Raw genomic sequence first — 26,753 nt, forward strand, 5'->3', positions numbered from 1 at the left:
TATTCTAAAATAATGATATAATCAGAAGCAGTTCGAATCCGATTCGACGGCGCCGATGGAGATCCCATCTCCTCCGATCGGAGTGAGCGGGTTTGTGATCGTAGTTCTTCCGTTCCCGGAAAAATCGATCCCGATATAAGGGATAGCGGCCAGAGGTAAGCCGATCGTGCTGAGATCTATTCCCCCATAGAGAGAAGAACAGGGAGAATCGGTAGGAGAAGAAGTTCCGCTGGAGCTAGTGAAGTTCCAGAGCTGATCGATTAGGGTCGTGCTCTTAAATCTAGGATTCGAGTTATAATTGTTGGAGTTTACGAGAGAACCCGTAACGACAATATCTGTGCCGGTGAAGTAGTTATTTCCTCTCAGGATCGTACTAAAAGGAGGGGCAGGGGGTTCGGAAAGTAGGATGGCTAGTGTATTTCCTGTGGAACCTGCAACCGTAGAGAATATTTGATTGTTCAGGATGAGAAAGGAACCGTCTATATCTCCGTTCGCGGCGATACCTACTGCCGGGCCCCACATTCCGGATTGCGAATCCGGCACGAATATATCGTTATTGAATATGTAACTAGTTCCTCCGAACGCGTCGTCTATCATGATCCCAGCGGAAATGACGGCTACCGGAGTTGGGTTCAGGAATTGGTATGCGTTGATCTTATTGTTGGCAATGATCGCCGCAGAGAAGTCTAGATCGATTGCCGCGCTGATGCCGGAATCTGCGATCATCCCGTCTATGATATTCCCGGTAATGATGATTGGCTGAGATAGGCCTGAGCCGATCAAAAAGATCCCTTCGGATGAATTCTTTCGAGAAGGGCCTCGGATCGTATTTCCGGAGATCACAATATTTTCGGAGCCTGCTACTTCGATCCCTCTTCCATTTGAATTCACATCGCTACCTGGTGGTACTGTAAGATCCCCTAAGATCGTATTTTGCGTTATGCGTATTTGCCCGGAGTTGAATTTGCATCCGTTCAAGAGGATCCCTTCCGAATAACTTGCAGAATTGACCTGTATCGTGAACCCGCTCACTGTTAAGCTCGTAGAAGCAGGATTTAGTCCTACAGTGGATATGGATACGGCTATACAAAAGTCTGTCGGAACCGCCCCGCATCCGATCCTAGTATCTTGGATCAACGTTACATGATTGACCGGATCCGGGGCCAAGCTAGAGAAACCGGAAGGAAAACCTCCGACCAGAGAGGTGGTATTTCCTAAGAAAATTTGGGACACAACTGGATACGTACCTTCCGCAACGAATACGGAACAAGGAAGTCCCGAGGCGTCGCATTCCGTGATCCCTTGCGGTATGCTCCTACAAGGAGGATCTCCTAATACTCCACAGCCCGGAGTATCTCCTGCGCTCGGATCATTTACATCTACGAAACGGATATTAGATGCCACCGTGAGATTTAAGAGGATCGGATTTCCGTTCGAGATAGGAAGTCCTCCTCCGGTGCAACCGCTCAGTTGGACGAAACCTTCTCCGGAAGGGCCCCAAAAATCAGGGCCGTTCGGAACGAGAACGATCGTATTATTGTTTGTCCCGGAAGGATAAGTAATGCTAGGAGGACTCGCCGTCGCAGCTGCATTATTTTTTCCTGATATAGTTATGAAGTCGAAGCTACAGCTACCGGGATCGATCCCATGATAGGAGAGTTGTATCGAGACTTTGCTTGAAGGAGCTAGGATCCCGGTCGAGGGAATATATTTTAAAGGAGAAATACAATCCAGAGTAAGCGTCAAGGGGCCGCCGGAAATATTCCCGCTTCCTGAGGTAACCGGAATAAAAGAACAGGTATGTCCTTTGGGAACGGAAATGAGACTAACAGAATAACTTGCACCGTCACCTACTTGTGTGGCGAATTTCTTTGTCCCATCCGCATTAAAGGAAATCCGATCTCCCATATTCTGTAGGATCAATGGATCCGTTGCGGCTACTGTCGGATCTAATCCGATTACGTTTACGGAAAGATCGTAAAAGACCACTCCGCAGGTAATGAAGATGGTCGTCTGAGGAAGAAGGATAGGTCCGTTCGGATTACTGATCTTACAGGTGAGATTGACGCTTGCCCCAACCGGTCCAGACAAGGTGACCGAATAAGCCGACTTATACTTTACCAGAGTAGGAAATTTTTGGGCTCCATTGGAGGTGAACGTCAAGGTTTCTCCCAGGCCGTTGGTTACGGTCAAGGTCCCGGAACTTAGACCGGAAACTTGTGCGAATACTGGGACCGGGGTGTCTATCGCATCCAAGCTAGTCTTGAAATTGAAGAAGTCCAGTAGCCCTCCTCCAGGAGGAGGCTTATAGCAAGAGCAACTAAAAAAGGATAAGAAGAGTAGAAGAAGAAATCTCAATCTATAGACTAATGCTTGTTTGGTGATAAACGATTTGATTCGCAAATACATCTTCTTAGATCTTCTATAGTTCGATTAGATAGCGGATATTCTCTTGTCCGTTATTGGGTTACCGTTTGGATCGGAAAGTCAGGACCGTTTCCGGGAGAAGCCGACATGAATTTCAGGAATGTATCTGTGCTTCCGTCTATCCCAGGATCAAAGAGATAAAGTCCGTCTGATACGGCTCCTGCGCTCGTATAGCAACGGGACTTTCTACAAGCTGTAGAAGCTCCCATGGTAAAATTCGCGGGTAAGATCGGACCAGAGTAATTAATATGTGAAGTGGCCGCTCCTGTGCTCGGACTAATGGGAGCATGATACACATTGTAGTTATTGATAGAAGAAGTCGCACAACGTAAGTCGTAACCGACTAGGATCTTATTTCCGAAGTTCGTAGCGGAGGGAACATATAGCTGGTACCCCGTATTCGGATTGCAACCTCCGGGAATCGTATCCTTGATGATCTGGGTTCCGCTGGACCCGGAATTTCTCCATTCCATCAAGCTTGCGTCTACCGTTTTATCTAGAGAATCCACATTGCTACGATTATAGAAGAGCCAGGTATCCGTAGCAGTCCTAAGGAAATTCGGATAAGCCGCTCCAGTCGTTCCCACCGGAAAGATCGCCCCAGTGGAACCTGTCCCACTGAATAAACTGAGTTTCGTAACGATGCTTGGAGTTCCGTTCGTGAAACTATACAGATCTACGTAGTTATTTGGAGCATCGTCCGTATTATTATCATGATCTTCGAATGCGGTCAGATACTTACTTCCGTCCCAAACTATATCTGCGTATCCGAACAAGGTCCCGACGCTTCCGATCACCTGTGTTATTACAATAGGAGATCCTATAAGGGTACCATCCGGTTGGACTCGGATGTATTTTACGGAATTCATCGCAGTAGAAACGCTTCCATTATCGGAAAACACCACCGCATATTCGTTGAGAGTAGAATTGTATGTTACAGCAACCGATTTGATAATGGTTCCGCTCGCGATCGGGAATTCGGCGGTTAGAGGAGTGAATTCCATATCGAATAACCTTCCTTTTACTGCGGAAGTGCCAGGAGAACCATTCCAGACCACAAAATAGTTCGTACCATTCCAAACCATATCGATGGCTGGGACCGAGGCAGATTGAGAGAGAAAGATAGAAGATCCCACCTGGGTCTGGGTGATTTGATTGATCTGGAACAATCTCGCAACCGGGATGCTGCCTGCAAACCAAGTGGCCGCAATAGCAAGATTCCTCTCACAATCTATTTTAGGGGAGGCGCTCGTGCCGATCGTTCCAGTGCCTCCTGTTAAAGAGCAGTTCTGTCCGCCAGTGTAAGTACCTAGACTGACTGTGTATCCGGAAGCAGGATTTAAGGCTGTCCCAAATGTATAAGAACCATCGGCGGTGATCTGCAGACTTTGGTCGCTCACGACTCCTGTGCTGTCTGTAAGAGTAAGATTCATCGGCTTTCCCGCCAAATTTTGGTACCCGCTCACGCTAACTTTCACAAAGGGAGAAGTTGTGCCTCCAAACAAACCACTGCTCCCGTCGGACAAGAGTGCACCGATCACAGAAGAGCTCGCGTCTATATTCAAGGCCTGGGCGTTATTACAATCCATCAAGGAATATATGGGAAAAAGGAGACAAATGGTCTTCGCGCCGACAAATCGAGCTATTTTAGAAAGATAGAATGTATTTCCGTCCGAGTATTTCATCCGAGAATCCTTCGCGAGAGATTTGTACAGCGTTACATCTGATACCAAATAAACAAACGAGTTCCGATTGTTTGAGCTATTAATAGGGGAAACTAACAAATAGCCGACGTATCGGAAATGAACGTTACAAAATCAGGAACCAAATAGTTCGGAGTTGCAACTAACGTTTGTTACTGAATTACCGTTAAAAATCCCTGGTCCGAAGCGGCGATCGGAAAAAAATTATTTGGAGTCCCATCTAAATTCGGGTCCAGAAGATAGAAATTATTAATGAATGTCCCGGTGCTCGTATAGCATTTGTCCTTTCTGCAGGTCATGGAAGAGCCATAGGAACGGTTATGCCCAGTGGACACTGTGTACAATTGAGGGGTGCCTGGGACTCCGTTGCTCGGATTGATCGCCAGATGGAATATATTATCGAATAAGAACGGGCTCGAGATTGCTTCTTCACAGTGAAGTTCGTAATTCAAAAGGATCTCCCCGCCTAGATCCACTGCATGGGGAACGTAAAATTCCAGACCGTTTGCCGGATCGGTTTGTGGAGGACAACTGAAAGGGTTTAGGTCCTCTTTTATCTTTGTAGGGGATCCGGAAAAGTTTTTCCATTCAAAGAGACTGGAATCAGTTACTGTTAGCTCGTCGCTGGAATTTGTTCGGTTAAAGAATAGCCAAGTGTCGGTTGTCGTCCGCAGAAGATTTGGAAAGGCAACGCCGATTACCCCGTTAAACGCTTGATTCGTTGGTGTGACCATGCCGATACCAATGCTTAGAGCAATTCGATTCATCAGAGAGGCTGTTCCGTTTGTAAAACTAAAAACCGCTAAATTATTGCTTAAATCCAAATTGTTGTGTTCTTCGAAAGCTACAATATACTTGCTTCCATCCCAAATCACATCAACATTCCCGAAATTAAGACCGGCTCCCAATGATTCCACGTTATTGGAATTCAAAACAATCCCCACAGAATTTAACCTAACATATTTTACCGCAGGAGTAGTATCAGATAGGACGATTGCGAATTCATCCGAATTAGAATTATATTCGGCTGCCAGCGATCTGATCGTAGTTCCTCCACCGGCATAAATGGGGAAGTTCGAACCGATCGGATTTAACGCGATATCGAAAAATTGACCGGATACCGAGTCGCCAGCCGTGGTCCATACTAAAAGATACTTATTTCCGTTCCAGATCAGATCGAGTTGGATATAAGTTGCTGACGAAGAAATAGGAACGGAGGTCCCGATCGTAAAAGGACTAGTCTTGTGATTGATCGGATAGAGGACGATCGGTGGACCGGAAGGGCCGCAGCAAGTAACAGCGGCCGCGACGACTAGAGTCCTTTCGCAATCGATCTTTGCAGGAGAAGAAGAGCCCGCAGTTCCGGTGTCACCTGTTAGAATGCATGCCTGGCCTTTGGTATAATCGTTCAGGGTAATCGAATACGGATTTCCCGGATCCAAAGATGTTGAAAAGGAGAATGTACCGTTATCCGAAATCTCTAGGTCCTGGGTCAGAGTGGTGCTCGTATCGGTAAGGGTCAGGCTCATAGGACTGCTATCCAGATTTTGATACCCGGCCACAGTTACCTTGACTGAAGATTTAGAAGGACCTGAGAATAAGCCTAGACTTCCATCCGAGAGTAAGGCGCCGATCACAGAAGAGCTCGCATCGATGCTGATCGGCTTTGCAGAATTGCATTCTAATAGGAAGATAGAAACTATACTTATATAGATATAGGTCCGGAGGGAAGATCTCTTTTCCAGTGAAGAAAGTTTGTCGGACAAAACGAGTTTCATAGCAAGACTCCTATCAGCTAACTACTGTTTGTTGCTGAAGTAATGCGCTCTTTGCATTCTTTCCTGTTGGACAAGGACGCAGGCAAATCATTCTCTAAAACCAAAAAGTCAAAACGGCAGAATTTGCTCGGAAAAGGGTTCGGATTAGGGGGCTTGGCAACGGACGCTAAACGGATCGGAACAAACGGAAGGCCAATAAAAGATTTGCAATTTAATATAAGAAAAGCAATCTACTCGGTCCAGCTAACAAATACAAGTTTTGCAAGGATGAATCGTGCAATGAAAAAGATACTCCAGTGCCTTCTTGTGCTGAATTTCGCCCTATTTATTTCTATGGGTTGCGATAAAGGCAAATCGGATAGGAAGAAGGGAATTATTACCTTCGTTTCCGGAAATGTAACAATTGAAAGAGGAGACCAAAAGATCAAAGTGGCTCCACTCCAAGAGTTGCAGAACGGAGATGTAGTCGAGACCGAAGACAGATCCACTGCGGTCATTACCTTTGGAGAAAATTCTACATTGGTAGAAGTTCAGTCCAATTCCAAATTCCGTTTCACCGAAAAGGAAAACGAAAAATTATTCATCCAAGAGAAGGGGAGCACTTGGCTGACTACAAAGAAACTCCTAAAAGGAGAAGGCGTTTCCTTACATACGCCAACAGTTACTGCCGGAGTAAGAGGAACTTCCTTTTATACCGGAATGGTTGAGGATATGACCATGATCTGTCATTGCGAGGGTCATGTGGAATCCGAAAATAATGCAAGCCACTCCAAGAAGACAAACGATTCCGATTACCTTGCAGTCACTAGGGGATCTAAAACGATCTATTTAACTCCTGCGGATCTACGCAAAGAAAATGTTCCTTATGGACATGATCATAGCGAGTTAGCGGATTCTCCTCTGGGGCACAAGAATGAAATGAGTCTGAAAGACTTCCAAGCCGTGATCGCTCTCGCAAAGAAGCGATTGGACGCAGCTCCTTAAGCTTCCGACAACATTCAAGAAAATGGAAAGCCGAGATCTAAGGGTCTCCTTACTCCAGATCGATTCAAATATAGAAAAGCCGAGGTCCAAGGATCTCGGCTTTTAATTATCTTTTGAAAAATGAAAAGAATGCTACAAAGGCAAAAATCCTCCGTAGCATTCCGATCCGGCACCTTCTTTAAAGGCGCGAATCAATCTCTTAACGAGTGAATTTAAACTTCTCGTTATCTGTCCAAGCGCAAGGCCATTGGATGAGAAGACCTCCGTCTCCCATTGCGGCTCCTGCAATGTCCAGACATTGACTGCTATGCTTCGCCTGGATGGAGAAGAATCCGTCGCTATAAGGAAGCAGTTGGAACCTTTGGTTCGTATTTCCACTGCAAGAATATTGGACCACATTGGTCCCTGCAGAAGTAGAGGCTCCCTTCACGTCCATACACTTACCGCTATGCTTAGCGATGATCTTGTAATAGCCGTCTCCTGTGGATTCTAAGGACCATTTCTCATTGTCCACGTTCCAGTTCGAATACTGATCTATGTTCACGCTGTCGCTTGTGCTTGCTCCAGGAACATCCAATACTCTTCCGCTATGCTTTGCAGTGATGGCAGAATACTCCGAGCCTGTAGGATCGTTTTGGAACGGAATATCCGCGTCCAAAGAGGACCAACCGCATCCGTCTTTTCCGCAACCTCCCATGGAACGAAGATCTCCTGTTTGCTCGATTGGATGTCCGATCCCGTCGAAGCAACTATCCCCAGTACAATTCATCCAATCCGGGAAATCGCTTCCTCTGGAAAGAAGTTGGAGATTATTCCAAGTGTCCATATGATAATCCGCGCTTCCCGGATTCCTATAATCGTCGAAATAGAGACAGCCTCCGGATCCTCCCGAGTTATGAAAGGTCCCATGTGCATTCTTACCCGCATAACCCACTGGGTGAGTTCCACCTACGACTTCATAGTTCCCTGGTTCTCTTGTATACCAACCACCATGTTGGAAGTAAGCCACTCTTTGCAGTTGTCCATTTACGATCAGCACGACCATGGATTCCCAATCTGCTGGGTGATTCCCGAAACTTAAGAAGCATGTACTTTGATAGGAATAAAAGAACCAATAACGGATCGCAACTGCATTCGTCCCGACCTGGCTTGCCATATAGTAGATAGGAACTTGGTTATTGGAGATGGTGGAATAATCCTTATTACAAAGAGATTGAGGAGTCGCTCCTGCTGCTCTTTGCGCATAATAATATCCTGCGTCGCTAGGAAAACATTTGCTCGAGTCTCCGGATCCGGTAGTCGTCTCCTGATCGAATCTCAGACGAGGTGCATATTGATGAGCCAATGCATCCATATCGAAGGTTGGTCCGCCATTATCTGCTTGGCAGAGATACAATGACATATTATCGCAATAACGGCCGTTGCAACTCGCACCCGCAACGTACATGGATTGAGGAGCCACGAATTTTCCGCCTCCCTCTTCCGAAACACCGGCAGTCCAATAGCAGCCAGTGCGAACTCCGCTATTATTCAATTGAGAACAACGTAAGGAAACGTTATCGCAATAACTTCCACTGCACTGTATTCCTGTTACAAAACCGTTATTATCACAGATACGATAATTGGTACCTTCTTCTGAAAAATAATCCGTCCACCAACTGTTGGTTTGCGTATAAGAAGTTTCCGTTGCGAGTAGATTCACATCATCGCAGTAACGACCATTGCATCGTAAGCCCTGAGTTAGAAAAGGACTGTCCATTTGAATAGGCGCAGAACCGTCCGTCGTCCATTGCAGCCAATGCGGAGGATAGATCTCCGTATGGAAATAACTGCTAGCCGCATGAACCACGGAAGAAGTCTTATTCCCCAGCAAACCTTGTAAACCGCTCCCATTTCCGAGCGAAGACAGAGCTCCTGTCAACGCAGCGAATTCCGAACCACTTCCCGGATTCTTGTCGCTACATGCCATTTGCACACTTGCGAGAATCCCGGCGACTGCCAGCACACTTAGGCGCTGAACGAATTTTCTCTTCATCTTAACCCTCTTAGATATTTTTTTGAGGCAGTTAGTATTTAAAGGATAGGGGTATAAAAGCTTCTTAATTCTCACTTATTTCCGGGACCTTTCTCCTCAGATCCTGAAAAAAAGTGCTTAGAAAGCTGTTAAATAGGGGGAAAAGAAGAGAATCTAGGCGGGAATCTACAAGTTAGAATACTAAGCATAACAATTTAAGAAAGATTGACGCAAATTTACCAAAAATCGTCCTACTTTTGAGAATTTTACTGTCCTCTAAATCCTTCCAGATGGTTAAAGACTATTAGAAAGATAGAGCGCATATAAACTATTTTTGAACAATATTACGGATGGGATAAGAGTTCCAATGATGCGAATTACGCGAGTCCAATATAAAAAGATCTTTGCTATATTTTCCTTCCTCCTGATTTTACTGAGTGTCGAGTGTTCTCCGGTTCCCCTGTTCAAGTGGGGGAATTCCTTCGACGGTCTTGTAGTATCATACAATTCGGAAGAGTATGTTTCCGGAAATCGTTTGAATCTAGGGACCCAAGTGGCTGGGGATTCAAAGACGATCACAGTTACTTTGGTCAATCGTAGTACAAACACTGTGAACCTGACCGGATCTCCTGTGGTAAGTATCGGAGGAGCGAACTCGGCTCTATTTACGATCCTGGCGCAGCCTACAAATACAAGCTTGGCTCCGAATGCGAATGTCGCATTCAAATTAGTATATACTCCTGGGGCTTCCAATTACGGTGCGCATAACGCAACATTGTCTATTCTTTCCGATCAGCCCGATGTTCCTAAGTTTTCTCTTTTGCTAATGGGAACCGGAACTTCGAGTAAACTTCCTATGATCCAAGTAAAGGATGAGAACTCTCCAATAGATATCGCTGCCTATTTTACTGGGAGCACTGCGGTTCCTTCTATCGCTGCATTCGGAGCGGTCCAATCGACTACATCTTCTGCTAAGACCCTTACTGTTCGAAATATAGGACAGAATACTCTAAAGATCGGAACTGTAAGTTTTACTGGTACCGCTTTTACGGGAACCATTAAGAAGTCTAGTCTCGGTGCAAACGAATCCACCGACTTAACAGTTATATTCTCACCTACGGCGGCCTCTACGTATACCGAAACGTTGACGATTACGAGCAATGATGCGCTTTCTGGGAATTTAACGAGTTCTAAATTCGTCTTTACATTAAAGGGGACTGGACTTGCTAGTTCTAGTCCCAAGGTCCAGGTGACTTCGGATGGGATCGATTTGACTGCAAGTGGACTTTCCGTGAATTTTGTTGGAACTAAAACCACTGAGAGTTTTACGAAGGCATTTATCTTAAGGAACGTAGGAACAACTGATCTGGTTTTGGGATCGAATCCGGTCTCTATTGATAACTCTACGGATTTTACTGTCTTTCAACCGACGAATTTGACGATCAAGCCGGACCAGGCCGTTGCGTTTAACGTTATCTTTCATCCGAATTCAGCATCTTCTATCTCTACTACTTTGCGTATCCAGAGTGTTACGGATGGAGAGATCGATGTGACCTTGAACGGTATCGGTGGAACCAATGTTGCGGTCACCTGGCCCGCTTTAAAACAGGGCGCTGTCAACTCGCTCGGCGGCGGATACAAGGTCTGTTATGCAGGTTCGGCTACTGGTTCTGGATTCACTTTCACAAGTCTAACGAATGGAAATGCAGACGGCTGCAATATCGTAAATTATAACGGAGGAGCATATACTGCGAATCAAACGGTATTTACTCTTTCTTCCGGAACATACTACTTTAAAGTGCTGCCATTCACTAAGTTCGGATTTGCGGTCATCACTGAAACTGCGTCTGCTCCCGGAAGCATTACTTTCTAATTGGGTTGATAAAAGAAACACTATGAAATACATTATGAAACGATCTCTGATTCTCGCGATCCTCTTCGGATTTATGTTTGCGGGTGGTGGAATGCTTCTCGCGAAAGATTCCAATTTCCTAGGCGGATTTGGGCAAAGCGTGTTGCGAGCCTTTCAGACCTTTAAGCTTCCTCCTTCTCAGAAAAAGGCGAGCTCCCTTAGTTCTTCTAAGCAAACCCAGACCATCATCGGAAAGTATATGGCCGGGGAGATCATCGTTAAATTCAAAAAAGATTCTGATTCTGTTGTGCAATCCTATATCGTGCAATCTGCAGGGGGGGCTATAACGGAGGCGATTTCCGAACATGGCCATAGCCTGGTTAAGATTGCAAGCGTCCAATCGGTAGAGGATGCGGTATCTGCTTATTCGAATTTACCAAATGTGGAATACGCTCAGCCAAATTATATCTATCATAGCACAGTGCAGGTGCCAAACGATGCTAAGTTTGCGCAGCAATGGAGTTTGCATAATACATCTCAAACTGTGGCTACAGGAGATTATACTACGAATAATCCCGGAGTCGCCGGTAGCGACATGGACATGGAACATGCCTGGGACATTTCTACGGATTGTACGAATACGATCGTAGCGGTTGTGGATTCCGGAGTGAATTATAATCATGACGACCTGGTCGGCAATATGTGGTCCAGTTCTTCCTGCGTAAGCGATACTGGAAGAAGTCTGGGAAATTGTATCGGCTATGATTATGCGGATAACGACAAGGATCCGATGGACCTTGCCGGACATGGAACCCATGTCGCGGGGACCATTGGCGCCAAGGGAAATAATACCATTGGGGTCTCGGGGATTTGTTGGACTGCCAAGATCATGCCTGTTCGAGTTTTAGACGCTGCCGGTTCCGGAAGTACTTCGAACATCATGAAAGGTATAAATTTTGCGGCACGCAACGGAGCTAAGATCATCAATATGAGTCTAGGTGGCCCTGGCTTCGATTCAGCCTTAGATAGTGCGATTGTCCAAGCTGGAACTGTATATGATGTATTGGTAGTCGTTGCAGCTGGAAATGACGGAGCGGATGTGACCGATAGTACTGTAGGCTATCCATGCGCTTCTACAGCAGCGAATTTATTGTGTATTGCCGCCTTGGACCAATCCTATGCGCTTGCAAGTTTTTCGAACTACAATACTACAAATGTGGATATAGGGGCTCCTGGAACGAATATTGTAAGCACCTGGGCCGGTCAGAATACGACTGTGAACGTGACCGATTATAGCTCTTGGACACTTACAAACTCTTCCTCTTCTACGGGCTCTTCTTGGGGAACATCCAGCTGTACTATAAACTCCACTATTTATGCTACTTTATTGCTTCCTAATTCTTGTTATATAACGAATGGGACCGGTACTCCAATTGTATATAATAACAACGTTTCTTCCTACGCTTACACTACCTTTTCCGTCCCTGCCGGAGTAGATGCAGTCACTGCTTCCTTTTATACATTCTTGAGTACAGAAGCAGGATATGACGGTGTATTGGTAGGTTATAAATCCGGAACAGGCAATCCATTCACTCCACTGAATATTAATTTGATTTTGGATGCGATGACTGGAAGCTTAAACGGAAATTTCCAAGAGTACAGTCTAAAAAAATGTACCGGCGGAAGTGATTGTTCTTTCGGTTTCTTTTTTAGTTCCGATTCTTCTTTTGGCGGGTATGGAGCAGCCATTGTCCTGACTTCTTGGAACTACATGGACAAGGACATTCTCAACGTGTACAATACGATCGATGGGACTTCCATGGCGACCCCTCATGTGGCCGGACTGGCGACCCTGATCCGCTCTTTCAATCCTCTGTTTACGTATCAAGATACGATCAATTTGCTGACTACCAAAGGGGACACCTTAAGTTTATCCAGTAAGATCAAATACAATCTGGGAGCAGATGGATACAAAACGCTCGGATACTTGCCTACGCCTGCCGCACCAACAGTTGCTACGGTGCAGTAAGTAGTAATCCAAGATCGGATGTGGGATTCTCCGCATCCGATCTTTCCATTTCGAACTCGTCCAGCTCTTCTTCCTCCCATCATATTCCTAAAAATCGATTGCTTTTCCCTTTGTGAGGACCTATTTCTCTTTTATGAGCGACGTACAAGCAAGAGTAGAAGGCACTTCACAAAATTATAAAACGATCCTTAAGGCAGCCGGTCATGAATTGATCGCGGATGAGTCCAAGGAAGATGGGGGAGGAGATTTAGGACCTTCTCCTCATGAATTCCTGCTTTTGGCCTTGGGAGCTTGCACGGATATTACGATCCGAATGTATGCGCAGCGTAAGAAGATGGATCTCAAGAATGTATCCATAGAGTTGAATCTTACGAAAGCGGGGGACCATACTGATATTGAAAGAGTAGTGCTATTAGAAGGAAATCTAAGCGAGCAGGAAAGAGAGAGACTCTTACAAGTGGCAAATGCCTGTCCGGTTCACAAGACTCTCAGTAATCCGATCCATATCGATACTAAGTTAGCATGATCTATACCGTATAGGATCGACGATTACAGTCGTTCTATGCAAATACAGGAAGCATTTAGGTATAAGTTGGATCTCGAATTTTTCATTTTCTCGCTACGTTAGGCGAGAAAAACGGATTGAAAGATGTAAATTTAACATGATAATCCCTGTTTGTGCATAGTATATCGAACATCGATAAAAATGCCGAACGCGAATCTATTCCTGCTAGCTTCTCTTCTAATTCCTTGGGATCCGAAGAAGGTGGATCCGGAATAGAAGATCAAAACACACAAGAAGAGCTACTACGTAAGATCTCCATACTCAATCTTTTGCAACAGGTTGCCAGTTCCGCAAACGAGGCCAACGATGTGGATTCGATCTTGCAATTCTCCATTGATCGGATCTGTGCGATCGGAAATTGGAAATTGGGACAAGTATATCTCCTGCAAGAAGAAGATGAGTCTCTTAGTTTATCTCCTATTTGCTATTGCGAAGAAAATCCATCCTTAAAGAAATTTAGAAGAAGTCTCGGCCAAAAAGGATCGATCTTCTCAGAAAAGGTCCAGAGAGAAAGAAAGCCTATTTGGTTTACAAAAATTGCAACTAGTTTGGAGGAAGGATCCAGGGATCTTTCCTTGCAAGCGGAAATAGAATCCGCTTTTGCCCTGCCCATATTGGTTCGGGAGAATCTAGTCGGTGTCTTGGAATTCTTTTCGGAATCGCGAACTCCGGATCCTTCCTTCTTAGAGGCGATCACTCATATTAGTTCCCTGATCGGTCGTGTTTTCGAGAGACAGGATGCGGAGAATTCCTTAAAGAATTCCCAGGAACAGTTGAGAGCTCTATCCGCGAGACTTCAGGAAGTAAGAGAAGAGGAAAGGCTCTTAGTAGCAAGGGAGATCCATGACGAACTCGGACAACTTCTTACAGTGCTTAAGATCGATATTACATTATTAAAAAATAATATCCAGAAGAAGGACCCGGAAGCGTTCGAACTGTTTTCGGATATCAGATCTATGATCAAGGTCGCGGACACTGCGATCGAGTCTGTCCAAAGGATCGCTACAGAACTTAGGCCTTTGATCCTAGAGGATTTGGGTTTAGTCGAAGGAATCGAATGGTACAGTAGGGATTTTCAAAAGAGGACCGGGATCATTTGCGATCTTCGCATTCGAACGGAGAACCTGCCCAGTGAAAAAGAATATTCGATCGCCATCTTTCGTATTTTCCAAGAGGCGCTTACGAATGTGGCCAGGCACGCGAAAGCGAATAGGATCCAAGTTTCTCTCGAAGAGGAACCGTCCTTATTGCTTTTACGAATAGAGGACAATGGGGTGGGAATGGGACAAGATCGATGGAAGAACCATAAATCCTTGGGGTTGATCGGAATGAGGGAGAGAGCAGTGGTACTCGGCGGAGAATTAACGGTTTTAAGCAAAGAAGGGGAAGGGACTTCCGTGGTAGTGAGAATTCCCCTTCGTAGTAGCGGATTGATGGAGGACAGGTCATGATTTCTACGTTAATAGCGGATGATCATTTATTGGTAAGAGAAGGTCTGAAGAAGATTCTCTCTATGGAATCGGATATAGATATAGTGTACGAGGCTGAGAACGGTCAGCAAGTATTGGACTTTCTGAACCATCAGTCGGTGCAGATCATTATTCTGGATATCAATATGCCTACGATGAGCGGTTTGGATATATTAAAATACATTCATAAACTTTCTCCGGATGCGAGAGTGCTGATCTTAAGCATGTATCCCGAAGATCGCTTTGCAGTCCGTGCTTTAAAGGCAGGTGCTTCCGGTTATATAACCAAGGCAAGTGCCGGGGAAGAATTGATCGTTGCCATTCGCAAGGTAGTATCTGGCAATCGATATGTAAGCCCGGAAGCGACGGAGATCTTGGTGAGAGAATTGGCAAGGCCTTCGGATAAGTTGTCTCATGAGACTCTTTCCGAGAGAGAATTCCAGATCCTAATGCTTCTCGTAAAAGGAAAAAGCGTGCGGGTCATCGCTGAAGAACTCGCTCTGAGTGTGAATACGGTAAATACGTATCGATCCAGAATATTAGAAAAAATGAATTTAAAGTCCACTCAAGAATTGGTGAGATACGCTTACGACCAGAACCTGTTAGAATAGGCGTTTTGACGATATGGGGAAGGTTTCATCTTCCCTTTCTTCTTCTCTGGAAGAAATGTAGCATTTTATGTGACACGAAAAATATTCATTTAACGTAGGTAATACGGTTTAGTCGAAGAGTATTTTTTGTTGTTATTCTATTTCAAAGTCTCATACTCTTTTCGTTCCAAAACTATTTTTCCTCTTTACCTAGGGTGAGTGTATGAGAAGCCCAAAAACTACTGAGACGATCGATAAAGAATCCTTAAATCCAAAACAACTCTTAGAGGTGTTAACCGCTTTAAAGAGAGGCGATCTATCGAAACGGATGCCGGTGGATCAAACTGGGATCGCGGGAAAGATCGCAGACTTATTAAACGATATCATTGACCAAAACGATCGAATGGTGAAGGAGTTCGAGCGCATCAGTAATGAGGTAGGGCAAGAAGGAAAAATCTCCCAAAGGATCAGCGGCGTTTCCGCTAGCGGTTCTTGGGGGGCGAGTATGAATTCGATCAACTTGCTGATCGGAAACCTCGTGCAGCCGAATACGGAAGTAATGAGAGTGATCGGAGCCGTAGCAGGCGGGGACCTTTCTCAAAACATGTCCTTAGAGATAGAAGGTCGTCCCCTGAAAGGAGAATTTTTACGCACGGCTAAGATCGTAAATATCATGGTGGACCAGTTGAATTCCTTTGCTTCTGAGGTAACTCGGGTTGCCCGGGAAGTAGGAACAGAAGGAAAGCTCGGAGGTCAGGCGGACGTTCGAGGAGTTGCGGGCACTTGGAAGGACTTAACGGATAGTGTGAACTCAATGGCGTCTAACTTGACTGGGCAGGTGAGGGACATTGCGGAAGTTACGAAGGCTGTGGCAACCGGTGACTTATCCAAGAAGATCACAGTGGATGTGAAGGGAGAGATCCTAGAGCTAAAGAATACGATCAACACGATGGTGGACCAGTTGAATTCCTTTGCTTCTGAGGTAACTCGGGTTGCTAGGGAAGTGGGAACAGAAGGAAAGCTTGGGGGACAAGCAGACGTTCGAGGAGTTGCGGGAACTTGGAAGGACTTAACGGATAGTGTGAACTCGATGGCATCCAACCTGACTGGTCAGGTGCGGAACATTGCGGATGTAACGACTGCGGTGGCGCGAGGGGACTTATCTAAGAAGATCACAGTGGATGTGAAGGGAGAGATCCTCGAACTCAAAGACACGATCAACACGATGGTGGATCAGTTGAACTCCTTTGCTTCTGAGGTAACTCGGGTTGCTAGGGAAGTGGGAACAGAAGGAAAGCTTGGGGGACAAGCAGACGTTCGAGGAGTTGCGGGAACTTGGAAGGACTTAACAGATAGTGTAAACTCCATGGCATCCAACCTGACAGGTCAGGTGCGAAATATTGCGGATGTAACGACTGCAGTGGCTACCGGTGACTTATCCAAGAAGATCACAGTGGATGTAAAAGGAGAGATCCTAGAACTCAAAGATACCATCAACACGATGGTGGATCAGCTAAACTCGTTTGCTTCTGAGGTAACTCGGGTTGCCCGGGAAGTGGGAACGGAAGGAAAATTGGGAGGTCAAGCGGACGTTCGAGGAGTTGCCGGAACTTGGAAAGACTTAACAGATAGCGTGAACTCCATGGCATCCAACTTAACGGGTCAGGTGCGAAATATTGCAGATGTAACCACTGCGGTAGCCCGCGGGGACTTATCTAAGAAGATCACAGTGGACGTGAAAGGAGAGATCCTAGAGTTAAAGAACACCATCAACACGATGGTGGATCAGTTGAACTCCTTCGCTTCTGAGGTAACAAGGGTTGCCCGGGAAGTGGGAACGGAAGGTGAGCTAGGCGGACAAGCGGACGTTCGAGGAGTTGCCGGTACTTGGAAGGACTTAACGGATAGTGTGAACTCCATGGCATCTAACCTGACAGGTCAGGTGCGGAACATCGCAGAAGTAACGACTGCGGTAGCTCGCGGTGACTTATCTAAGAAGATCACAGTGGATGTGAAGGGAGAGATCCTGGAGCTCAAAGATACCATCAACACGATGATGGACCAGTTGAACTCATTCGCTTCTGAGGTAACTCGGGTTGCTAGGGAAGTGGGAACGGAAGGAAAACTCGGAGGCCAAGCAGACGTTCGAGGAGTTGCGGGAACTTGGAAGGACTTAACGGATAGTGTAAACTCCATGGCCTCCAACCTGACTGGTCAGGTGCGAAATATTGCAGAAGTAACGACTGCGGTAGCTCGAGGTGACTTATCCAAGAAGATCACAGTGGATGTAAAGGGAGAGATCTCGGAGTTAAAGAACACGATCAACACGATGGTGGATCAGCTAAACTCATTTGCTTCTGAGGTAACAAGGGTTGCCCGGGAAGTGGGGGCCGAAGGAAAGCTTGGCGGACAAGCGGACGTTCGGGGAGTTGCCGGAACTTGGAAGGACTTAACGGATAGTGTGAACTTCATGGCAGGGAACCTCACGGGCCAGGTGCGGGACATTGCGGAAGTTACGAAGGCAGTGGCAACCGGTGACTTATCCAAGAAGATCACGGTGGACGTGAAAGGAGAGATCCTAGAGTTAAAGAACACGATCAACACGATGGTGGACCAGTTGAACTCATTCGCTTCTGAGGTAACTCGGGTTGCTAGGGAAGTGGGAACGGAAGGAAAACTCGGAGGCCAAGCAGACGTTCGAGGAGTTGCAGGAACTTGGAAGGACTTAACGGATAGTGTGAACTCGATGGCATCTAACCTGACTGGTCAGGTGCGGAACATTGCAGAAGTAACGACTGCGGTAGCTCGAGGTGACTTATCTAAGAAGATCACAGTGGACGTGAAGGGAGAGATCCTGGAGCTCAAAGATACCATCAACACGATGGTGGATCAGTTGAACTCATTCGCTTCTGAGGTAACGAGGGTTGCCCGGGAAGTGGGAACAGAAGGAAAGCTTGGGGGACAGGCCAACGTTCGAGGAGTTGCGGGAACTTGGAAGGACCTAACAGATAGTGTAAACTTCATGGGTTCGAATCTTACGGACCAGGTGCGAAATATTGCAGAAGTAACAACTGCGGTAGCTCGAGGTGACTTATCTAAGAAGATCACAGTGGATGTAAAGGGAGAGATCTCGGAGTTAAAGAACACGATCAACACGATGGTGGATCAGTTGAACTCGTTTGCTTCTGAGGTAACAAGGGTTGCCCGGGAAGTGGGAACGGAAGGTGAGTTAGGTGGACAGGCAAACGTGCAAGGGGTCGCGGGTACATGGAAGGACTTAACGGATAGTGTAAACTTCATGGCGAATAACCTGACCACTCAGGTAAGGGGGATCGCGAAAGTGGTAACCTCCGTTGCAAACGGGGACTTAAAGAAAAAATTATACTTAGAAGCAAAGGGAGAGATCGCAGAGCTCTCCGATACGATCAACGACATGATCGATACACTTGGACTCTTCGGAGACCAGGTGACTACGGTTGCAAGAGAGGTAGGGATCGAAGGAAAACTGGGAGGACAGGCTAGTGTTCCTGGTGCGGCCGGTCTATGGCGAGATCTTACGGATAACGTGAACCAGTTGGCGAGTAACCTGACTACTCAGGTGCGCGCGATCGCAGAAGTTGCAACTGCGGTGACCAAAGGGGACTTGACCCGAATGGTTACAGTGAAGGCTGCAGGAGAGGTCGCCGCTTTATCCGACAACATCAACGAGATGATCCGGAATCTAAGAGAGACCACTCGGATCAATACCGAGCAAGACTGGTTGAAGACCAACCTTGCAAAATTCACCAGGTTATTACAAGGACAGAGAAACCTTGTAAACGTGAGTAAGCTCATCTTATCCGAGCTTGCTCCTCTAGTTTCCGCTCAGCATGGAGCATTCTTCATTACCGAGAATACGGAAGAGGGGTCCGAGCTCAAACTTTTGGTCAGTTACGCCTACCAAGAAAGAAAGAATGTATCCAATCGATTCCTTCCGGGAGAAGGTATGGTGGGACAGTGTTTCTTGGAGAAGGAGAGGATCCTGGTCGCTCAGGTCCCTTCCGATTATATCAAGATCAGTTCCGCTTTAGGAGAAGCGGCACCCCTGAATATTGTAGTATTACCGGTGTTATTCGAAGGAGAGGTGAAGGCAGTAGTAGAGCTTGCTTCCTTCTCTAATTTTACTCCGATCCATTTGAGTTTCTTGGATCAGCTTACGGAAAGTATCGGGATCGTATTGAATACGATCGCTGCCGGTATGAGAACGGAAGAGCTTCTGATCCAATCCCAAACCCTGACCGAGGAATTACAGGGTAGACAAGAAGAATTGACCAAGACAAACGAACGCTTGGAAGAACAGGCGAATTCCTTGCAGGCTTCCGAGGAATTGTTAAAGGACCAGAGGGAAGAATTACAAGATAAGAACGAAGAGTTGGAAGAGAAAGCAAGGCAGCTTGCGAAGAAAAACCATGAGGTGGAGCGTAAGAACGAAGAAGTAGAACAGGCAAGACATTCCCTAGAGGAAAAGGCGAGACAGCTTGCCTTAACTTCCAGATATAAATCAGAATTCTTGGCGAACATGTCCCACGAGCTTAGGACTCCTTTGAACAATATGCTTATCCTATCCCGTCTTCTTTATGAGAACGAGAATAGGAAGCTATCCTCCAAAGAGATAGAATACGCCAAGACAATACATAGCTCCGGAAACGATCTGTTGCAGTTGATTAACGATATATTAGATCTTTCTAAAATTGAGTCCGGTAAGATGAGTGTGGATCTGGATTCGGTGTCCATTCGGGAATTGGCGGAATATCTGGATCGCTCCTTTAAGGAGAGCGCTAGGAATAAGGATCTGAAATTCCATGTGGAGATCAATCCGGATCTTCCTCCTAGGATGACGACGGATTTGCAAAGACTACAGCAGATCTTGCAGAACCTTCTCTCGAATGCATTCAAATTTACTCATAAAGGAGAGGTTCGATTGAAGATCGATCCCGCCGTTTCCGGTTGGAGCGAAGAGCATAGGATATTGAACCGAGCAGGTAATGCGATCGCATTCTCGGTGATCGATACAGGCATCGGGATACCTCCCGAAAAGCAAAGCCTGATCTTCGAGGCATTTAGGCAAGCCGACGGTAGCACTAGCCGAAAATACGGAGGGACTGGGCTTGGTCTTTCTATCAGCAAGGAGATTACTCGACTTCTAGGAGGAGAATTAAGGCTTGAAAGTAAACCTGATGAGGGTAGCACATTCACTCTTTATCTTCCTCTCGTTTATATTCCTACAGACGAATCTCAGATAGATCAAGATCAGGTAAAATGGGAAGAAACAGAACAGATAGAGATGTCTGCCCCCTTTTCTAGAATATTCAGCGATTCTTATGTATGGAATAAACCGAGGACTTCTAAGAAAGTGATCGAAGAAGAGATCCCGAACGAATTCGACGAGAAGATACTGATCATCGAAGACGATGAAGTATTCGGCAGAAGGCTTATGGATTCTGCGAGAACGAACGGATTTAAGAGTGTCGTCGCTTTAGATGGAAAGACCGGCATCTCAGTTCTGCAGGACACGGATGTGCAAGCCGTTCTGTTGGACCTCCAACTCACCGATATGGACGGATGGCTGATCTTAAATTGGCTGAAGAGAAACTCTAGGTTCAGGCATATTCCCGTCCAAGTATTCTCGAGCGAGAACGACTGGAAGAGAAGTCTCTCTACAGGCGCGATCTCTCATTTTACGAAGCCAGTCCAGAACGCTTCCTTGGATGAGGCATTCATTAAGATACGGAACTATCTGAATAAGGAACAGAAAAAACTTCTTCTAACCGGACTGAACGAAGAACAACGTAAGACATTGGAAGAGCATCTTACGTATAGGGACCTGAGCATTCTCGAGGCTTCTTCGGGAAGCGAGACCTTGGAGACGCTCAAAAAGGAAAATGTGGATTGTATCTGCATCGGATCCCATTTATCCGATATGTCTTTCGTTGATCTTGCTTCCGAAATGGCCAATTCAGGATTCTATAAGGTCCCGATCGTTCTTTATTCGGATTCTGCATTGGATGCGATAGATTCGGAAAAGTTGGATCAATTAAACGAATTGAATATTATAAAATTTGCGGATACTCTCCAGAAATCCTTGGATGAAGTGCAGATATTCCTGCATGAGCCGAACGATGTCGAGACGTTCAAAGAGGGAGATTCTGGTGCCTTCTCCGGAGGGGACGATGAACTGTTGCAGGGACATAGAGTGCTCATTGTGGACGACGATATCCGCAATATCTTTGCGCTCACGAGTCTGCTTGAGCAACACAAGATGAGGATCCTATATGCGGAGAATGCGCGGGAGGGGATCGAACTTCTCCGGAATAATTCGGATATAGAAATCGTTCTCATGGACGTAATGATGCCGGATATGGACGGTTATGAGGCCATGAAGACCATTCGTTCTATGCCGGAGTTTGCGAATCTTCCGATTCTCGCCTTAACGGCGAAAGCGATGAAGGGAGATCGCGAAAAATGCATAGAGGCAGGGGCTACCGAATATATTACAAAACCGGTAAGCGTGGATCATTTGCTTTCTCTTCTCAGGGTTCTACTGTGTAGGTGATGGAGTTCGAGTATGAAGGTTAATGTTCTGCTTGTGGACGATAATCCCGATAATTTGCAAGTAATGGATCATATCCTGGACGATCCGGAGTTGAATCTAGTCAAGGCTCCTTCGGGCGAGGACGCTCTTAAGGTACTTCTGAAAGAACCGGAAGACTTTGCACTCATCTTTATGGATGTGAGAATGCCTGGCTTGGACGGATTCGATGCTGCTTCTATTATCCGCCAAAGGGAGAAATGTTCCAGGATCCCGATCATTTTCCTGACTGCTTATGGGAATAACGAAACAGGGATGTTTAAAGGATATTCTCTCGGCGCAGTGGACTTTCTGGTAAAACCCGTGGCTCCGGAGATCATAAAATCCAAGGTTTCGGTATTTGTCGATCTTCATAAGAAAAACAAGATATTGATCATGCAGGAAGAGCTCTTAAGGCAAAGCCACGACGAGTTGGAACTGAGAGTAGAGGAGCGAACCTCCGAGTTGAATCGGGTCAACAATGAATTAATGATGGAGATCACGGAGAGAAAAAAGGCGGAGGAGGCTTTGAAGCTCTCCCTTCGGGAAAAAGAAGTTCTATTGAGAGAGATCCATCACCGAGTGAAGAATAATCTCCAGATCGTTTCGAGCATCCTAAGTCTCCAAGGAAATTATATCACTGACAGAAGATCCTTGGAAATGTTCCAAGACTCCCAATCCAGGATCAAGTCTATCGCGCTCATCCATGAACTTCTCTATCAAAACGAGGACTTGGCCCAAACCGATTTTAAGGAATATCTGAATAGCCTCGTAACGAATTTACTCAGGACATATCGGGTGAATTCTAAGATCCATTTCGAGATAAATGCGGACCGGGTCCATCTCAGTTTGGACACCGCCATTCATTGCGGGTTGATCGTAACGGAATTGGTTACGAACTCCCTGAAATACGGCTTTAAGGAAAGGGCCCAAGGTAAGATCTCCATATCGATCAAAATGGCCGACGACGATTACTTTTTAACCGTGGAGGACGATGGAGTAGGGTTTCCGGAGGAAGTGGATTATAGACAAACCGACTCCCTTGGGTTACAATTAGTGAATACACTGGCCCATCAAATTGACGGTAATCTATCTTTAGATAAGAGCAAGGGGACTAAATTTACCTTGGTCTTTAGGGAAAGGAGTCGTGTTCGGAGATGATAACGGATCAGGCAAAAATTCTGATCGTAGAGGATGAAAATATCGTCGCTAAAGATATTTTTAATCGACTTGCAGGCCTTGGATATTCTGCGATCGCGATCGCAGCAACCGGTAACGAGGCCCTTGAGAAAGCGATTCTGGATAAGCCTGATATAATACTCATGGATATCATGCTTTCTCGAGGAGATTACGATGGAATAGAGACCGTTCAAGAACTTGCGGACAAGGCGGACATTCCGGTTATCTATCTTACTGCTTATGCAGACGAAGCTTCCTTGATCCGAAGTAAAACTACTCGACCGTATGGTTATCTCCTTAAACCTTTTCAAACGAAAGAACTACAGATCTCCATAGAAATCGCATTAAATAAACATAAAATGGAGAAGAAGAGGAAATCCTCTCGTAAGCTCTTATCGACTGTCATGAAATATGTGAAAGACGTCATAGAAACTTCCTCCAAAAAGGTGGGAGCATGAAGAATACGAGAATACTCATCGTTGAAGACGAGGGATTGGTCGCTCAGGATCTAAAGCAGCGTTTGATCCGAATGGGCTATCCTGAACCGAGCATCGCCTCTACAGGAGAAGTTGCTGTTAAACAGGCAGTTTCTCTCCAGCCGGATCTTATATTGATGGATATTATCCTAGAGAACGGATATTTGGACGGAGTCGATGCTGCCAGAAGGATTAGAAAGTTCTTAGATGTCCCTATCATCTATCTGACAGCTTCTTCTGACGCGCAAACGATACAAAGAGCCAAGCTGACCGAGCCGAACGCTTATATCCTAAAGCCTTTCCAGACACGCGAATTACAGATCATTATCGAATTGATCCTGTACAAATATCAGATCGACCATGAACTGATGGAAGAGGACCGGATCATTTCGGATGAACTAAGAAATTTGGAAGAAGGAATTATCGCCTCGAATTCGCTCGGAAATATCTCTTTCATGAACCCTGCCGCAGAAAGAATGACTGGCTGGATGGAAGAAGACGCGCTCGGGAAGCCACTCGAAGAAGTATTGAAGGTCAAAAAAATGGCAGAGGAGGCGGATTTCCAATTGGAGGAAGTTTCCGAAACGAATCAAAAGGTTCCTTCTCATGGATTGCTCGTTTCTAAGAATGGTTTGACCACTGAGGTGCTTACGGTCACTAAGACCTTGCCCGAAATCCAAGAAGTGGATGTGGACCATATCTTGGTGATTCGGGACTTAGTGAAGAGATAAGTAATTTTCTTAGAAGCTCGAACGCACAGAGATCCGAAACGATCTCGGAATAGCCGGGTGAGTGTGGATATCGTTATATCCTCCGTCGCTTGGGCCAACCGGCTCGTTCTTCAATCTGGATGCATAATAGTAATCTATATCGCTTACCCTTGCATTCAATAAATTGAATACTTCAAATACCATGCTCCAATCCTCTCCGAAGTTTTTTCCTATCTGAAGATTGACTGTAGTGCTTGCTGCTGAATGCTCCGAGTTGTCTTCGATCAGGGATCTGGGACCGAAGTATCGGACTCGGATCGATCCGAAATATCCGTCGAGGTCCTTTACTGTTATACCGGATGCAAATGTGCTTTTGATCGAACCTGGGATATAATTTCCGGCCGGATCCGTATCTCGAAATCTTGCCTTCGAGGTTGCAAAATCGGCATCGATCATCAGCCAAGAGCGAAACGAATAGTAATTCGCCCATTCGATCCCTTTTCGAGTACTAGGGCGACTCGCTTCGGTAGTCGCATTGTCTCCGGTAAACAACAATTCAGAATCCATATCCAATTGCCATAAGGAGAAGGTGGATTGCCAACCGCTTATGGGTTCCATTCTTATCCCGAATTCGCCCCCGCTTGTTCGTACGAGCGGATCTGCGGGATCTTTTTTTAAGACCACACCTCTTGCGTCATTGCTATGGAATCCTTTTCCCGCGCTGATATAAAATTCTGTCTTATTCCAAGGTCCGAAGATGAAACTTCCTTTGGGACTATAAATGGATGCAATTCTTCTGGAGGAAATGAATGTCTCCAGATCGTCCACTTTGAAATCGTAGCTATCTCCTCTGAGCCCAAGGACAGTCCTGAATTTCTTTGCCCATTGTATCTTATTTTCATAATATGCTCCCGTGCTCAATTGGATGATATTGTCCTCTTTTAATTTTTCCAATCTTGCACGACTTTGCGTATGGAATAGTCCATCAAAGATATAATCCCTTCTGATCTGGAGCCCGACTGTGTCCTCCATCTTGAGCCCAAAGATCTCATGAACGCTTTTATAACTGGATTTGCTTCCTAATACTGTGCGCCGATCCATTTGCTCATGTTGATCTCCTCTTTCGTGGTCGTCCAAGTAGTAGGTATTATTTGAGAATAATCTTAAATCGTAATATATTCCGTAAATCTGTATCTTTGCCTCATGGGATTTGTCGTTATGGTGTGCTTCCAGATTTAAGCTTGCTCGGTTTGACCATCCTCCGTCCGTTTTATCCACGCTATCGAACCTACCTAACCCGTCGGAATTCGGATCGAATGGATCTTTTCCTTCTGCTACGGCTCTCTTTGGGATCTGATCTGTGGAATGCCAGGATCCCCTGTAACCCATGCCACTCAGACTTATCCCTTTTCTCTTATCTCCCACAGAGTAACTGATCACTCCATTTGCCTTTCTGAAATTATCCGGGATGGTCCAAGGCCCGTCGTTATGTGAGGATTCCACCGCATATAATAGATCTCCAGGGCCGAGTTTATATGATTTAGCCAATAAGGCTCTGGCGTAACCCAGGCTTCCTCCTTCCACGTTGGCGATCCCTTTGCTTAAGGCTTTAAAATAAGAAATATTGAATGCTCCTGCCGAGGCGAAATCCCCTTGATCGGCATAATAGACTCCTTTCTTGTACTGCATCTGCTCGACTAATTCCGGTATCAGAAAGTTTAGATCCGTATATCCTTGTCCGTGAGCGTGGCTTGGATTGTTTACGGGCATCCCGTCCACACTCGTTGCCAGATCGGTGCCGTGATCCAAATTGAAGCCTCTTAAGAAGAACTGATTTGCTTTTCCGCCGCCACTATGCTGTGTTACGATCACTCCTGGGATCAGCTCTGCAACTTCTCCCGCTCTCAAGATGGGTCTCGTCCGGATCTGATCCGAACCAACGACTCCTTCGCTAGCTGAAGAGGCGAGTCCGATCAGATTGGATCTTCTGTCTCGGATAATGATCGCATCCGGTTTGTATTCGGATAACTTCTTTGTAAATTCCTGTTTTTGCTTCTCGGTATCCGTTTTCTTGTTCTTGTCTTCCTGCTCGTACGGGTCCTGAGCTAACAAGGGAGATCGTATTTCGCTTAGCGAATATGCGACGATTAGCATTCCGAGATATCGGAATATGGGTCTTTTCATTGTTCCGTCCGTTTTCCAAGGGAAAACTCCTGGAACCAAATATAGACTAATTACTGTTAGTCGAAATTATTCATTAATAAGTATATTTCTATATTATAATGTTTAAATCTCTTTAATTCCTTTGGTTCGGGAGCCCCGAATTTTAACTTTCGGGGCCCTTCGCATGAGCACGGACGTGCAAGGCGA

The 26,753-nt window shown here is 45.8% G+C and carries 15 protein-coding genes; 10 read left to right on the top strand and 5 right to left on the bottom strand.

Going from position 1 to position 26,753, the window contains the following annotated elements:
- Window positions 1-21: 21 nt before the first annotated feature.
- The 3 genes from EHO57_RS17535 to EHO57_RS17545 form a co-directional block, all read right to left on the bottom strand.
- Window positions 22-2,403, bottom strand: coding sequence for a right-handed parallel beta-helix repeat-containing protein (locus tag EHO57_RS17535; protein ID WP_246050781.1), 2,382 nt, complete (start codon window positions 2,401-2,403; stop codon window positions 22-24).
- Between the two features lie 56 nt (window positions 2,404-2,459).
- Complete coding sequence (locus EHO57_RS17540) at window positions 2,460-4,112, bottom strand: hypothetical protein (RefSeq protein ID WP_135642262.1); 1,653 nt, start codon at window positions 4,110-4,112, stop codon at window positions 2,460-2,462.
- Window positions 4,113-4,282: 170 nt separating this feature from the next.
- Window positions 4,283-5,908 (bottom strand): hypothetical protein, encoded by a 1,626-nt coding sequence (locus EHO57_RS17545; RefSeq protein ID WP_135642264.1) that lies wholly within the window; start codon window positions 5,906-5,908, stop codon window positions 4,283-4,285.
- 279 nt (window positions 5,909-6,187) lie between these two features.
- On the opposite strand from EHO57_RS17545, the gene EHO57_RS17550 reads away from it, so the two are divergent.
- Window positions 6,188-6,892 carry a FecR family protein gene (locus tag EHO57_RS17550; RefSeq protein ID WP_135642266.1) on the top strand — a complete coding sequence of 235 codons (705 nt, stop codon included), beginning with the start codon at window positions 6,188-6,190 and terminating at the stop codon, window positions 6,890-6,892.
- A 199-nt stretch (window positions 6,893-7,091) separates the two neighbouring features.
- On the opposite strand, the gene EHO57_RS17555 is transcribed toward EHO57_RS17550, so the two are convergent.
- Window positions 7,092-8,927 (bottom strand): RICIN domain-containing protein, encoded by a 1,836-nt coding sequence (locus EHO57_RS17555; protein ID WP_135642268.1) that lies wholly within the window; start codon window positions 8,925-8,927, stop codon window positions 7,092-7,094.
- Window positions 8,928-9,273: 346 nt separating this feature from the next.
- Here EHO57_RS17555 and EHO57_RS17560 point away from each other — a divergent pair, with 346 nt between their 5' ends.
- The 9 genes from EHO57_RS17560 to EHO57_RS17600 all read left to right on the top strand — a co-directional run bounded on the left by EHO57_RS17560 (window position 9,274) and on the right by EHO57_RS17600 (window position 24,404).
- Entirely contained in the window at window positions 9,274-10,779 is a 1,506-nt protein-coding gene (locus EHO57_RS17560; RefSeq protein ID WP_135642270.1) for a choice-of-anchor D domain-containing protein, read from the top strand.
- Window positions 10,780-10,813: 34 nt separating this feature from the next.
- Window positions 10,814-12,787: a S8 family serine peptidase gene (locus EHO57_RS17565; RefSeq protein WP_167882230.1), complete on the top strand. Its 1,974-nt coding sequence runs from the start codon at window positions 10,814-10,816 to the stop codon at window positions 12,785-12,787.
- Between the two features lie 133 nt (window positions 12,788-12,920).
- Window positions 12,921-13,313 (top strand): OsmC family protein, encoded by a 393-nt coding sequence (locus EHO57_RS17570; RefSeq protein ID WP_135642274.1) that lies wholly within the window; start codon window positions 12,921-12,923, stop codon window positions 13,311-13,313.
- Between the two features lie 152 nt (window positions 13,314-13,465).
- Window positions 13,466-14,803 carry a GAF domain-containing sensor histidine kinase gene (locus EHO57_RS17575; protein ID WP_246050782.1) on the top strand — a complete coding sequence of 446 codons (1,338 nt, stop codon included), beginning with the start codon at window positions 13,466-13,468 and terminating at the stop codon, window positions 14,801-14,803.
- Window positions 14,800-15,432: a response regulator gene (locus EHO57_RS17580; RefSeq protein WP_135642278.1), complete on the top strand. Its 633-nt coding sequence runs from the start codon at window positions 14,800-14,802 to the stop codon at window positions 15,430-15,432. Before EHO57_RS17575 ends, EHO57_RS17580 begins: the two co-directional genes overlap by 4 nt.
- A gap of 202 nt (window positions 15,433-15,634) precedes the next feature.
- On the top strand, window positions 15,635-22,003 hold the full coding sequence (locus EHO57_RS17585; protein WP_135642280.1) for a HAMP domain-containing protein: 6,369 nt from the start codon (window positions 15,635-15,637) through the stop codon (window positions 22,001-22,003).
- Between the two features lie 12 nt (window positions 22,004-22,015).
- Window positions 22,016-23,179 (top strand): histidine kinase dimerization/phosphoacceptor domain -containing protein, encoded by a 1,164-nt coding sequence (locus EHO57_RS17590; RefSeq protein WP_135642282.1) that lies wholly within the window; start codon window positions 22,016-22,018, stop codon window positions 23,177-23,179.
- A complete protein-coding gene (locus tag EHO57_RS17595; protein WP_135642284.1) occupies window positions 23,176-23,655 on the top strand; it encodes a response regulator in 480 nt (159 codons plus the stop codon). The genes EHO57_RS17590 and EHO57_RS17595 overlap by 4 nt, the downstream gene beginning before the upstream one ends.
- Window positions 23,652-24,404, top strand: coding sequence for an ATP-binding response regulator (locus EHO57_RS17600; RefSeq protein WP_135642286.1), 753 nt, complete (start codon window positions 23,652-23,654; stop codon window positions 24,402-24,404). The genes EHO57_RS17595 and EHO57_RS17600 overlap by 4 nt, the downstream gene beginning before the upstream one ends.
- Before the next feature lie 9 nt (window positions 24,405-24,413).
- Here the strand turns inward: EHO57_RS17600 and EHO57_RS17605 are convergent, their stop codons facing one another.
- A complete protein-coding gene (locus EHO57_RS17605; RefSeq protein ID WP_135642288.1) occupies window positions 24,414-26,567 on the bottom strand; it encodes a TonB-dependent receptor in 2,154 nt (717 codons plus the stop codon).
- Between the last annotated feature and the right edge of the window lie 186 nt (window positions 26,568-26,753).

The organism is Leptospira langatensis, assembly GCF_004770615.1.
In the GTDB taxonomy this organism is placed as follows: Bacteria; Spirochaetota; Leptospiria; order Leptospirales; family Leptospiraceae; genus Leptospira_B; species Leptospira_B langatensis.